Below are 13,116 nucleotides of genomic sequence, written 5' to 3' on the forward strand. Positions count from 1 at the left end.
CGGGGCGAGAACATGTACGCGACATGGTGAAGGGTGGTATGGGCCGTATGCTCATGTTCGATAACACGACGGAGTACGGTGACTTCCGAAAATGTTTCGGCCTGTAGCCGGGTCATGCCGATCTCGACACCCTGAGAACGCGCTGCATGGTTGGCCGCGAAAACCATATCGGTTGGCGGCTCTCCATCGAGCACTACAAACGGTCTCCTGCGCAGCTCTGTGCGCTGATGCGCCGCAACCTGCGCGAAGAAGTTAGGTGGATGGAGAACGGCATACATCATCGCACCCTTGACCAAAGTGTCTCTGCCGGCCAACTCACCCGTTGCACAGGCTTCCGCTGCATAAAAGGGGTGGCTTCATTGCGGTTGCGCTCACGTACTAGTTGGTACTGTTGCCGTTCAAACAGCGGCGTTTCGCCATTGCTGCTGAATGGCACCGCATCCCCTGGCTCGCAACGGAGCGCCAACGACGCGCAGCTACTGGCGCAAGGCGACTGCGTGAGAAAGATCAACGAGGTGCGTGCCTGCTCTACGGCCAGCCGGAAGCGATACCAGGTCGCTAACGGAATGCGTCTCGCGTGTTGAGCCATCACATCGCTCATATCCAGCACGATGGCCCCAAAGCCTCCCGTTTGCAGTAGCAGATCAGTCGCTTTCAAGGCTTGCTCCAGCCGCGACCAGGGCTTGTCTACCACTTTCTTTCCACGCTCGGCAGACATACGGAGCCAGAGCAAACGCCTCAGCTCCACGCCCGCCGCAGCGGCAGCTTCCGGGGAGAGCGCATCACTCACATCCACCCACGCACAGGCGTTGCCGAGTTGCGTGATGGAAGCGATCGTCGACAGAGCAAAGGAAGTCTTCCCCGTCGAGGCTGCTCCGCTGACCTCAGTGATGCAGCCTCGCGGAATACCGCCGCCCAGGATCTCATCTACTGCAGTGATACCGGTGGCGAACATCTCCGGAGCATGTTTGATCTTGAGCGTCAGCGCAGCGGGCACCCGCTGAGCCAGCTTGGTTTCGATCTGAAGACGGATTGCATGGGCGGCGGCCATAGGATGTTCGCCTTATATTCGCCCAAGCCGCCTCGTCGCGCCAGCCTGTATTTGCTCTATAAGTTGTGCATTTCGTTGTAAGTACAAGGAACATAAGGAGAAAATAAATGTGATCGTTCTCCTGCCTTTCGCGTTTCCGATTAGCAGCACTTCTCCGACGCTCTTCCGTTCGCCCTTGCTCAGTGTAGCCGCTTTCACCAAAAGCTCTTCCTCTTGGGTGGGAGGAATAGCGACTCGCAAAATGACATCACCACGCCAGCCCCTCTCCGCCCAGTGCGAAGAGCTCGCCCGCCTCTTCCACACCTCCGACGACTTCCTCTTCCTCGGCCGCGGCATCCACTACCCCATCGCCCTCGAAGGCGCACTCAAGCTCAAGGAGATCTCCTACATCCACGCCGAGGCTACCCCGCCGGCGAGATGAAGCACGGCCCCAACGCCCTCATCGACGAATCCCTCCCCGTAGTCTGCATCGCCACCAAGGACCCCAACGATCCCTCCAGCGTCCTCAAGTACGAAAAAACCCTCAGCAACATACAAGAGGTCACCGCCCGCTCTGGCCGCGTCATCGCCATCGCCATCGAAGGCGACACCGAGATCAGCCAGCTCGTCGAGCAGACCATCTACATCCCCCAGGCCCCCGAACTACTCCTACCCATCCTCGAAGTAGTCCCCCTCCAACTCCTCGCCTACCACATAGCCGTCCGCCGAGGCTGCGACGTAGACCAACCAAGAAACTTAGCAAAGAGCGTTACGGTGGAATAACGTTACTTGAACTTCGCTAGGGACTGTATCAAGTCATTGACTGAACCTAGTATTTTGGTGAGACCTTTTGACGCATCGGCAACCTCATCGGCGGCTGCCTTGGTCTCCTTGGTCCCAAATATTTGTTGAGTAGGTGATGTGAAGACTTTGTCAATTGAAGCAATTACAAGTCTGAATATTTTGCAGCTTCAGCGGGATCACCTTTGTCGATCATCTTCTCAACAAGTTCTCTGTAAGGCTCCAATGAGATCGAATATTTCCCTTGAATGCGTACTCTTCTTCGAGCTTTCGCTCTTTCGAATATTCAGTGCTGCAAAAGTGAATCGCATAGACAAGCGGAAACGATATTGAAAGCTTCAGATAAAAAGCAGCATCATAAGTCGGATGCGCTACAAACAAATAAATAATGAATGCTACGGCAAGGACAAACGAGAAAATTACGAAACCAAACAAGGCATTTCGCCACAAATTCTTACCTTCAGCAATGGCCATTTGTCTAGTTTGAAATGCATGAAATAACTGGAAATTTGTCGCAAGACGGATTTTTTCACGAATGACATCCTCTAGCTTAATGAGCTCGTCAAATCGCTCTTTGGTCTTTAGCTCGTTTTCACCTAAGAGTAAATTGGATTTTGCGGTCGCCGCTTCGAAGCTTTTGCGAAACTCATCTTTAATTTCGGTAGCTTCGGCTATAAAATCTTCACTTGTTTTTTTTAGACTTGTTGTAGCCTTAAGCTCTCTTGCCGCTTCAGCCGTATCTAGCTTCAGAATAAGTGCCGTACTCTCTATTCCGAATTGTTCGACAGAAGCTTTTAGCGTGGAACCCACTATCGTCGTTAGATTAGTTGTGGCATCTGTAGCCGCCGCTTGGAGTCTAGCTATTTCAGTTTGAGACTTTTGATCTAGCGCCTTGTATTCAGCTTGCTGAAGCGTTTGCAAGTCTCCAATTTGAGTTTCTGTCAGCTGTCGAAACTCTGACAAGCTCTTGACGAGGATTCCCGAGTCCGCCTTCGACTTTTCTAAGTCGACTAGTATCGATTCGGCCTTTATTTTTTGCGAGTCCAATTCCGCCGAAGAAGTCCGGGAAGAGGCTACAGACTGTGCAATACTCTTCTCTTCTTCCTGAACAAGAGCGAGACTGGCGTTTACCCTCTGTTCGGCATCTTTAACTGCCGCAGTTCGCTGGCTTATTTCGGTGGCACTTTTGTTTATTTCCTCAATGAAGGAATTAGTCTTCTTGAACCCATCGTCGATTTGCTCTATGACGCGATTCGCGCTTTCCTCTTTTGCTTGAAGATTTGTCGCTCTCTGGGTCAGATCTCGCAAAGTCGTCTCAAGCGTCTTCAGTTGATTCTGTTTTTTATGAAACCCCAGAATTTCGCCCGACATGTTTTGCAGGTTCGAATGCCAAATTGTTGCAGTTAGATCATCTACCGCAGATTCGAGCGTTACGATGGAGTCGATACCATTCGTAAGCTGATTCAGCTGTGAAGAAATTTTCTTCGCATCAGAGATCAATTGATTTTGAATTTTGAGGGGAAGCTGCGGGAGTGCAGAGTCTTCGATCGCGGCGATCAGAAGATCACGGTTCCTGCTCAGATTAATTAACGTCTCTTCAAAAGGTATCGTGCCTCTATTAAATGAGAACTGAAGCTCGGTTGCCTTCTTTTTTGCGGCGGTTTGAGCTTCGTCAGAAAATGTTTGGATGGTCTCCCAAAGCACGGTTGAATTGTCACGCTTCTGCTCATCTGGAGAAGATTGCTCTGCCATGTTCTCTCCGTTTCCCTATTTGTGGATAGCAGCAATACTACACCTCACCGGAGACAATCTTGTCTAGTTCACGGGAGTTTGGGCGGGTCGCCAATACACAAACCAACCACAATCTTGGGTGCCCCATTCATGCAGTCTCACCGCATGAGTGGGGCACCCACATTAGCGTCAGTGACTGTTCCACTTTCATTCAAATCGTTTGCTACAGCTGCTAAATGCTCTTCAAGATCGATCTTTTCGTCATGCTCAACAAAACTGTTTCCGCTCACCGTATCCAAAAATTGGAAATTTTTGATGGGGAGTTTTAGCCCCTTTCTCTTAGAGGCTTTGCTGAGGGCTTGAAGAATTAGACGCACGGCGGATTCCGATCTCGGTTTTTTACACAGTCCAAGTTTCAGCATGGTGACATGCTTCTCCGACTCGAAAAAGAGATCTGGTTGAATATTAACTGCGACATCCTTCGACACTTGGAATTGCATTCTGGGGGCAGGAAATATCTTAATTTCTTTGCTTCCAAATTTTGAATGAAAAGCCCTGAAGACCCGAACGTTGCTTTCTTTACGTGAGTCGTTCGCCTGATCGGTCCAAGTAGGTCTGCTGCTACACACTGCGGCGATCGCGGCGACCTTTTGTTCCGCCGTACCATCCGGACAAAGGGTTCTCTTTATCACTTGCAGTGCTGGTGTGTAGTAAGTGGATCTCCCTTTTGCCTCGCCACTCTTTGCTCTCTTGTATCGCAGCACGATCAAATCGCGCGTTTTAGACGAATCAGCCTCAACGAAATCTAAGAAGCAATTCAATGAACAAACCATAATTCGCAAACTCCTTTCGGTAATCGACCAAGACGATTGACAACCGGCATGAGTCTGCTCAAAGATGCAGTAGGCAGACCATAACGGTCAGCGGAGGCATGAGTCGCCGGCTTTCCAAGGGCGTGGGCGACTCGTGCCTTATTCATTGGGGCGAAGAATAAACAAAGATCTATGCTCCACGGTGCATCTTCTCTCAGCGCTAGTCAAGAGGTCGAAATGCGTAATTGGGTAAAAAATACTCATATTTCTGTCTTTCGACTAATGAGTTACCAAAGAGTGGCATTTTGTTACTCATCTAGATAGCAATACTCTGCAGATTCTGCCGACCCGGAAAATCAGTAAATGATCTTCGCCAGCGCATCTAACCACCTCTGTACTCCTAAAGGTGGGTCCACATGGTAGAAGCCGTCCTATCCGACATCGACGGAACCCTCGTCGAAAGCAACTGGCTCCACGCCGCCGCATGGAGAGACGCCTTCACCGTCATCGACATCCCCCTCGACATCGAAACCCTCCGCAAACAGATCGGCAAAGGCGGCGACCAGCTCATCCCCGTCTTCGTCCCCTGGTGGAAACGCCCCATGGTCGAGGAGCCCCTCAAAACCTACCGCAGCTTCCTCTTCCATCAGGACTACTTCCACCAGGTCACACCCTTCCCCCACGTCCGCGACCTCTTCCTCCGCTTCAAACAGGCCGGAATCCGCACCGCCCTCGCCTCCTCCTCTGCCAAAGCCGACCTCGACACCTACATGAAGATCGCCAACATCTCCGACCTCGTCGACGAGACCACCTCAGCCGACGACGCCGAACGCTCCAAGCCCCACCCCGACATCTTCTCCGCCACCCTCCACAAGCTCCACGCCAAACCCACCAGCGTCCTCGCCCTCGGCGACACCCCCTACGACGCCGAGTCCGCCGGCAAAGCAGGCATCCGCACCATCGGTGTCACCACCGGCGGCTGGTCCCGCCAGGAACTCCTCGACGCCGGTTGCATCGAGGTCTACCAGGACGTAGCCGAACTCCTCGAACGCTTCGACCAAAGCGCCCTCATCCACTATGGCCGGTAGCCCATACATAAGACAAACCCCAAACCTTGGGTGCCCATTCACGCAGTCTCGGAAGCTTCCCAATATTCTCTCAAGCCGACAAGTTTGGAGAATTTTCCCTCGAAGGCAATATGACGAAAAGCGTCAGCCTCTCTGGAGAGAGGGCTCGGCGAAAGAAAAGCTCATTTTGTGGGGATTTTTGCGAGTCTCTGCCACAGTTATGCGTTACTCCGAGAACGGGCAGACAAAATGGCGGAAGAGGAGGGATTCGAACCCCCGATACCCTTTCAGGTACGCCAGTTTTCAAGACTGGAGCCATCAACCACTCGGCCACTCTTCCCTGTCTGAAGTTTAGTACGCTGCTGCCTATTGCGCAAAAAACGTTGGCCGCCTCCGCCCCAACACGTTGTAACCAAAGGGCGGATTCATCTGCGATCTATGGAATCTATACTCGTTGATAGCCGCGGACAATGCATGAAGCATAGCGTAGTACAAGAAAGTGACAGCCGACACTTGCCGAACCCAATCTACGATCATGAACCGGAATCGTCCTCGTCCTTGACTCATGATGGCTCGTCGCATAAAGAGTCAGAGGCCAGGTCTGTATTGTCGGAGCGCGCGCTTGTGTGGCTACTGGGGATTTATGGCGCAATTGGGTTGAGTCTTCTGGCGATTGTGCCAAAGTATTTTCTTCCCGCAGAAGATGCAATGATCTTATTTGCCTACAGCAGAAACCTCGTAGTGCATGGGGCTATTATTTTTTTTGCAGGCGGACCCCGCGTAGAGGGCGCGACGGATTTTGCGTGGATGGCGCTGGTGGCCGGGGCGATGCGTGTTGGCCTCGATCCGTCCTGGTTCTCAGCGATGGTCAATGTGGGATCGCTGTTGGGGCTGGCGTTTGCGTTGCTGCGGCTTGCGCGGGTTCACATCTCAACGCTTCGTTTGCTCGCTATCGCGGGATCGGCTGCGCTGTTTCCGCAGATCTTTGCCGCGGCATCAGGGTTCGCAGTTCTTCCGGATGCACTGCTGCTTGCGACGGTAACTCTGCTTGTGATCGAAAAACGTGTGGTCCGGGCCTCGCTTACCGCGCTTGGGCTCTGTCTCTTCAGGCCCGATGGTGTGGTGTTTGTGCTGCCTCTGCTGACTTATGCGATGGTCTCTTCGGAGGACAGGAGGGGTACGCTGGGGAGGGTGGCGGCATTTTTTCTGTTGCCGGGGCTGGTGTATTTCACCTGGAGAGTGCATTACTTCGGTGAACTTTTTCCGCTGCCGTTCCTGGTCAAGTCGGATGCTCGGCGCGTGCTAGGGCTGGTGGTCGCTCATTCGCTGCAGGAGAGTTTCAAGTATTTGCTGTTCGACGCAGCGGTGCTGATACCAATGGTTTTGCTTCGCGGATTGCAACCGCGGTTTCTGTTTGTGAGTTTGATCGCGGCGCCTACGGCGTTCTACTGGATGATGCGTCTCGATCAGAATATCGGCGACCGCTTCTTCTATTATCTGCCGCTAGCTGCGGCTGTTCTGCTGGCGGTCAACTGGAAGCAGACGCCACTCTCGTCGCGTAGGGCTGTGTTGCGTATCAGCTTCGGGGCTTGGCTCCTTTTGATTGCGATGCCGTTCTATCGCGAGCTTCGTACCTTTCGAGATATGCAATTCAACGAGGCGAAGGACATTGCGCAGGAACTGAGTGCGATGCAGGAACACGCCACCATGATCACAACGGAGACTGGCTTTCTGCCCTATTATTCCGGGTGGACGACATACGATCCGTGGGGTTTGAACACTCCGGAGTTCGCCCATCGCTTTATACAACCTACGGATGTGGAGCGTCTGCATGCGGATGTGATCGTTGTCCATCCCGATCAGCCGGAGAGATGCCTGATCCAACCCGGATGGCAGATGCAGTACGGAAGTAGGACGTGGCCAAATCTGACTCGGAACCTGGTAATTGGCGCGGACCCATCGCGGTATGAATTGTGGCTGGTCTCATACGGCTCGGAGTTCTATCGGCTGCGGAAAGGTTGGCGTTACGGTGAGGGCGATCGCGAGTGCTGGTTTTTGCTGAGGGATTCACCGCGCTACTCCGGCATCGCGGAGGCGCTTGCCCGACACAATGGCGTTGGTCCGCCGGAGTCGATTGGTCTCGAGCAGGAGCACGGGCTGCGCGCTGCCCGGTAATTGCTGCTACGAGAGCGAGCGTGCTCTCTTTTGGCACCGACCGCAATACGCCGAAGGGGACGCATTGCTGGGCTGAAGCTGCGCTCTCACAACTAGCACGAGGAAAACACCCGATTCACGATCGGCGCCGTGTGAAGGCGCTCCAATGAAAGGCCAGATCCGGAATCAGGATGGCCATGAAGGTGATCATGATTATCTCGATAGCAAATCCCGCTTCGCTGTGACGATTCCATGCTGGGAGAGGCTGTAAGACACGGGTACCAACAAAGGTGAAGGTTACAGCATAGGAACGGACCATCCAATCGCGATGCTGGTGAAAGTGCCGGTTGCGAGCCGTCAGAAAAGCAGCCCCCGTCGCGATGACCCAGGTTCCTGCCTGGACGATATTCGCAACAACGAAGTGGATCGCGCGGGAATCGTGGCGGTGGTGGGATAGGATAACGGCAAGCGGAGCCGCGATAAAGACCGAGCAGACGTAGACTCGGCCGAGGGCTCGATGAAATTTTGGGTTACCCCGCCGTACCCGGCTCGAAAACTGAAGCGGACCAACTAGCAACGCGGTGATTCCCGCTAAAACGTGTGGGATGATCAGGAAGGGGATCGAGCCTAGATAAGCCCGCTCCTTTACCTGACGCAGAAGCGGTACCTCGCTGTAAAGAAGGACCGATATTGTCATCCCACCCATCGCAACCCAGAGAAGAGCTTTGAGCTTTCGGCGCAACGCAGGTGGGGTAGGCGTTGATGTTTCTGTTGTCATCAAATTCACGGGGATAACTCTTTTGTGAATAAGTAGTCAGCCAAAGGTTTTAAGCTCATGGTTCGCATCAGGTGACTCGAACACCGTCTTAGCGAGTAGGTTTAGCAATTCGTGTGTAACTCTGCTCCAACATCGTTGACGCTGCCATGCCCGAAGCGCCCCCTACTCCGGCACCCGATACCTTATGACTGTGCCATCCGGACGTTCGAGTATCTGACAACTTGAACGAATCCTTTTTTCGACCGAGAATGCCAGATATAGACTCGCTCGTTTGTTGCTTGCCTATATAAAAGAAACAATTTTTTGTCATCCGATCGATATGTTTCAGATACTCATCCATCGCGCCTGGCGATATGTCCGACATTGCATGGGAGCTAAAAGTAATGTCAACACTTTCTGCTGGCATGTTTTCTAAGTCGAACATGGGCAATAGCACCGCGTCCGCCTGAGTGATCGCTTTCTTTGTCAGCTTGTCCTCGCCATAAAGCAGAAACTTCAACTTTGGAAAAGCTTTGATCAGGTAGTACGAGATTAACGCAATGCTCTCCGGAACATCGAAATCAACGTAAGTTAGGTTCGCCCGGTCGCGCAGCAGATAGTAAGCCATCCCACCAAACCCACCTCCTATTTCGGCAATGGTGCCAGACTCTGGGGCTAGCATGCTGTCGATCCTATGCGCACAGTAATGTGCATACTCCGCACCTACATTTATGTGTGTCCCGTGGATTAGCACGCCAAATGGATTTCCTATACCTGGACCTGCCAGGTGATGCAATGTGAAGCGGCCATCTGTCTGCGCATTCCAATAGTCAAATCGGTATAGAACGTGACTTAGATAAAATTTCCTATAGACATCTTTGATATTCCCGCCGAAATATGCCTTCGACATACCAAAAGGTGCTCCTAGCAAACCCGCTGAACAAGGATTACGGAAAAAATTCTGGTACATTCCTCGGAGCGTGCTAGTGTCGTTGGTGAGCAGCGCCTGGATTACAGGTCCCAGATTTCTGTGTCGTACCTGCTTCCACCATTCCGTAGCCTGGTATGCGCTTGGCGCAAACTTCTGCTGCTTTACGGCTCTGATGTATGCCGTGCATATTCTTTCCAGCAACGCATCATCATCGCTTGAATCATCGATGCGGGATTTGAACCCCTCCGTCACATTTTGGAGATCGTAGCGATCATCGTCCTTAAAACGATGGGCGCCGTGATTTGCGAACCTCCACATGCTTAGGCGTGCCCCGAGTAGACTCTTCGCAGCAGTCGCCGTCTGAAAAGGATGGCGCAGGTGTTTGAGCTTTAGCATATATCCTTTCATTCAAGCGCTTGCAGAGTTTTAGGTTACGGGTTCAGAAAACGCAAGATAGCCTTTTCATCATCACTACTCAGTCCCGCGCGCACGCGCATGTGTTTTGTAACTGTCCCAGAAATCCGAGGCGAAAAGCCTTGTGGAGCGTTGTGGCAACGCGAACAGTTTTGCTCAAACACCTGCTGTCCGTCTCGTTGCTTTGCGCCATGCACCGCGTTGCCCTTTGTTTGTTGCTGAGCCTCGGCGGGTGCGTTAGTACTTTCCGCCTGCGAGAACGTCTGCACCGCAGATAACAAGAGAACACAGAAGGAAATTCGTATAAAAATGTTCATCGCAGCTTGCCTTTCCAGGCCGGAAATAAGAAACGATAGACAACGCCAGTCTCCCAGACATTGACGTTTCCGGTCGAGGAGAACTGACGCGAGTAGCTTGTGTTGACCCTCACCTCGTGCGGCAGATAGTAATCGAGTCCAAAATCGCTTCTCTGCGTATCGGCGCTTGGCAGAAAGTCCGAAGCATCCGGACTCTTTCGAAAGGTCTGCTGCAGCCGGAATATCGGTTCCAGTCGCCCGATCAAGCTGTCAGCGCCATGAATCTGAGACAACCGGTAGTCCGTCTCTATCCAATATCCTTGCGAGTGAGCCCCATGTGCATACTCAGAGCGGATCTTCAGAGGAATCCCTGCCAACTCCCACCAGAGATGCACTCCAAAGGAGTTTGATTCGGTACCCTCCAGCGTCCTCCCATAGGATGTTCCGATCTCGAGCCTTACCTTAGGGAAGTACGCATATATCTGTCCGCCCGTTGAACGCAACGACTGAAATTGTTTATTCGTGCTGCCTGCCGAAAAGTAAGCTGCGTAACTGATTGAGACCGTTTCCGTCGAGTGCGCGTTACCTCTTAACATGCCGCCCGTTCCACTACCACTTCCCATGGTGCCGATACCGTATATCAAAGGAGCATCCTGCAGGTTACTGATCCAGATCGGTGAAAGCCGCTCGTTGTAGGTGCCAAACGGTGTAAGGAAGTAGCCGCCTACCACTGTGAGGTGCGGCGTGGCGATGTAGTCAGCCTGAAGATACGACAATCCTAGAAACCCCGAATGGCTATACCCTTGGCCGTTCCCTTTCGGGGAAAAAGTCTCGAGAACATTGGCACGCGATTCAACCAGCAGATGTTGACCGATCGGAGCCTCCAGCACTGGGACCGCGATTGTCTGGTAAGACGTAGTACCGCCATTAGTGTTTGTAAGTAAGCCTAACCCTCCCGAGAGGAGAGGAGTGTCCTGAGCAGCGAGAACTGGCAAGTAGCACAGCATCCAGACGAAAAACAGCACGTTGCCGACTCGTCGGAGAAGTGCGCGATCTCTCAAACTAAATAAAGTACACATGCTGCTTTAACGCTATCGCGAGGCTCCAACGGGTGTGTCATTCGGTGGTCTGGAGTCTGTCATTAATTTGTCAGATCGTCACATCTTAAAACCAGATTACGCAAGGAATTACTCTGCCGCAGTGGCATGGAGACAAGCGTGATGTTAGATGATCCTGTCGCCTTCGCCGGGTGCGAGGAATAAATTAGCTTCAAGGCCGTGCTGACGCGTGTAAAGCTCATAATAGCGAGCCCCGCGCTGATACAGGGACTCGTGAGTTCCTCGTTCGACGATCCTCCCCTGCTCAACCACCAGGATTTGATCGGCACGTCGAATCGTCGACAGCCGGTGCGCGATCACGAAGGTGGTGCGGCCCTGCATTAGAAAGTCGAGTCCGCTCTGGATCAGCGCTTCAGATTCGGAGTCCAGCGAACTGGTAGCTTCATCAAGGATGAGGATGCGCGGATCAGCCAGGACGGCACGAGCTATAGAGATCCGCTGACGCTGTCCGCCTGACAGCCTGACTCCGCGTTCTCCCACGACTGTCTGATACCGCTCCGCAAATCGCTCGGCAAACTCATCGACTCGCGCGATGCGGCATGCTTCCATCAGTTGCTCTTCGGTAGCGTTTGGACGGCTGAACAGAACGTTTTCCTGGATGGTTCCATCGAAGAGGAACGTCTCCTGCAATACGACGCCGAGTTGTTGACGAAAGCTCGACAGACGGATGGTGCAAAGGTCAACGCCGTCGATCAGCACCTGACCGTCGAATGCACTATGAAAGCCGCAGATAAGTGAGATGATAGTCGACTTACCCGAGCCCGAAGACCCGACGAGCGCAGTGACCGTGCCCGGCATCGACTCAAAACTGATCCCGTGCAGAACGGGGGTGTTGGGAACATAGGAGAAAGTGACGTCCTTGAACGCTACGTCCCCCATGATTGAATCTATTGCCTCCGTACGGGCTACTTCGTCATCTTCCTCGGGTTCATCGAGAATCTCGAAGGTGCGATCAAGACCCGCAAACGTTTCGGTGAGCTGAGTTCCGACGCTGACCAACAGGGCAATCGGTGCAACTAGGAAGGCCAGTAGCATTGTGAATTCCACATAGCCTCCAACATCGAGATGGTGCGTCATCGTTCCTCTTGCTCCGAGGTACATAACTAGCGAGACCACGATTCCGATCGCAATCGTGGAACAGAGCGACATAAACGACCGAGCAGTTATCGAACTGGTGGCATTTTGGAGAAGACGCCCGGCGCCTTGAGCAAAGACCTGCCCTTCGGCGGCTTCCGCGTGGTATCCCTTGACGACGCGCACACCGCTGATGGATTCGCTGAGGCGACCGGTGACCTCGGCGCTGATACGGGAGCGTTCGCGGAAGATCGGTCGCGTAACCCCAAATGCCTTTTTGAGAAACCATGCGAAAACGATCAAAATGCAGAACGTGAGGATCGTCATGAGAATGCTAATGCGAATGAGAATGACGAGCGCGATAATCCCTGTGAGAATGCCACCGACAAAGTCTATGAGCCCTGCCCCAACGAGATTCTGAACTCCTTCCACATCGGACATGATGCGAGTGACCAGGACTCCAGTACGATTAATATCGAAGAAAGAGATGGGCAAACGGCTGATATGCTGTTGGACCCGAATGCGCAGATCTGCGACAAGACGCTGGCCCGCAGTGGAAAGCTGCTTCGAAAGGGTGTAAGTGGTGATGCCCTGGATGAAGGCAGCAAAGGCTACAGCACCTACGATCAGGGGCAGCCTTTCGAACTGCTGCTTGTACATTACGTTATTGACAAGGTAACGAGAAGAAATGGGAACAGCTAAGCTGCAGACTCGGTTCACAATCATTAGCAAAAAACTGCTCGCAAGAACCCACCGAAACGGCTCGACGAGTCTCCAAATCTCGGGGATCATTCTGACAAACTTTGACCCTCGACCCGATGAGAGGCGCTCTTCTTTTTTAGCGTAGATGTCCCGCGAAGTATGATCAACAGACCTTACATCGTCACCGAAGCTGGAGGAGTCGAGAGAAGAAGCCATGGATAGATGCCGG

The 13,116-nt window shown here is 52.8% G+C and carries 10 protein-coding genes, 1 tRNA gene and 2 pseudogenes; 3 read left to right on the forward strand and 10 right to left on the reverse strand.

Annotated features, from left to right (window positions below):
* Positions 1–26: 26 nt before the first annotated feature.
* A pseudogene (locus tag RBB81_RS01465) lies at positions 27–281 on the reverse strand (hypothetical protein); the annotation flags it as partial.
* The gene (locus RBB81_RS01470) at positions 278–1,051 is read right to left on the reverse strand and encodes an ATPase domain-containing protein (protein ID WP_353072457.1); all 774 of its coding nucleotides are present in this window, start codon (positions 1,049–1,051) and stop codon (positions 278–280) included. The gene RBB81_RS01470 and the pseudogene RBB81_RS01465, both read right to left, overlap by 4 nt.
* Before the next feature lie 271 nt (positions 1,052–1,322).
* On the opposite strand from RBB81_RS01470, the pseudogene RBB81_RS01475 reads away from it, so the two are divergent.
* Positions 1,323–1,813, forward strand: a pseudogene (locus tag RBB81_RS01475) (SIS domain-containing protein); the annotation flags it as partial.
* A gap of 210 nt (positions 1,814–2,023) precedes the next feature.
* Here the strand turns inward: RBB81_RS01475 and RBB81_RS01480 are convergent.
* Both RBB81_RS01480 and RBB81_RS01485 read right to left on the reverse strand, forming a co-directional pair.
* Positions 2,024–3,583 carry a hypothetical protein gene (locus tag RBB81_RS01480; protein WP_353072458.1) on the reverse strand — a complete coding sequence of 520 codons (1,560 nt, stop codon included), beginning with the start codon at positions 3,581–3,583 and terminating at the stop codon, positions 2,024–2,026.
* Between the two features lie 137 nt (positions 3,584–3,720).
* Positions 3,721–4,395: a hypothetical protein gene (locus RBB81_RS01485; RefSeq protein WP_353072459.1), complete on the reverse strand. Its 675-nt coding sequence runs from the start codon at positions 4,393–4,395 to the stop codon at positions 3,721–3,723.
* Between the two features lie 395 nt (positions 4,396–4,790).
* Here RBB81_RS01485 and RBB81_RS01490 point away from each other — a divergent pair, with 395 nt between their 5' ends.
* Positions 4,791–5,462, forward strand: coding sequence for an HAD family hydrolase (locus RBB81_RS01490; RefSeq protein ID WP_353072460.1), 672 nt, complete (start codon positions 4,791–4,793; stop codon positions 5,460–5,462).
* Between the two features lie 229 nt (positions 5,463–5,691).
* On the opposite strand, the gene RBB81_RS01495 is transcribed toward RBB81_RS01490, so the two are convergent.
* Positions 5,692–5,781: transfer RNA gene (locus RBB81_RS01495), tRNA-Ser, on the reverse strand.
* Positions 5,782–6,149: 368 nt separating this feature from the next.
* Here RBB81_RS01495 and RBB81_RS01500 point away from each other — a divergent pair.
* Positions 6,150–7,616 carry a hypothetical protein gene (locus RBB81_RS01500; protein WP_179585981.1) on the forward strand — a complete coding sequence of 489 codons (1,467 nt, stop codon included), beginning with the start codon at positions 6,150–6,152 and terminating at the stop codon, positions 7,614–7,616.
* A gap of 115 nt (positions 7,617–7,731) precedes the next feature.
* Here RBB81_RS01500 and RBB81_RS01505 read toward each other — a convergent pair whose 3' ends face one another.
* The 5 genes from RBB81_RS01505 to RBB81_RS01525 form a co-directional block, all read right to left on the reverse strand.
* Positions 7,732–8,373 (reverse strand): DUF2306 domain-containing protein, encoded by a 642-nt coding sequence (locus RBB81_RS01505; protein WP_179585983.1) that lies wholly within the window; start codon positions 8,371–8,373, stop codon positions 7,732–7,734.
* An 88-nt stretch (positions 8,374–8,461) separates the two neighbouring features.
* A complete protein-coding gene (locus tag RBB81_RS01510) occupies positions 8,462–9,679 on the reverse strand; it encodes a putative sugar O-methyltransferase (protein ID WP_179585985.1) in 1,218 nt (405 codons plus the stop codon).
* Between the two features lie 35 nt (positions 9,680–9,714).
* Complete coding sequence (locus tag RBB81_RS01515; protein ID WP_353072461.1) at positions 9,715–10,014, reverse strand: c-type cytochrome; 300 nt, start codon at positions 10,012–10,014, stop codon at positions 9,715–9,717.
* Positions 10,011–10,988 (reverse strand): hypothetical protein, encoded by a 978-nt coding sequence (locus RBB81_RS01520; protein WP_353072462.1) that lies wholly within the window; start codon positions 10,986–10,988, stop codon positions 10,011–10,013. The genes RBB81_RS01515 and RBB81_RS01520 overlap by 4 nt, the downstream gene beginning before the upstream one ends.
* 228 nt (positions 10,989–11,216) lie before the next feature.
* The gene (locus RBB81_RS01525) at positions 11,217–13,103 is read right to left on the reverse strand and encodes an ABC transporter ATP-binding protein (protein ID WP_353072463.1); all 1,887 of its coding nucleotides are present in this window, start codon (positions 13,101–13,103) and stop codon (positions 11,217–11,219) included.
* Between the last annotated feature and the right edge of the window lie 13 nt (positions 13,104–13,116).

This window comes from Tunturibacter gelidoferens (assembly GCF_040358255.1).
Classification (GTDB): domain Bacteria; phylum Acidobacteriota; class Terriglobia; order Terriglobales; family Acidobacteriaceae; genus Edaphobacter; species Edaphobacter gelidiferens.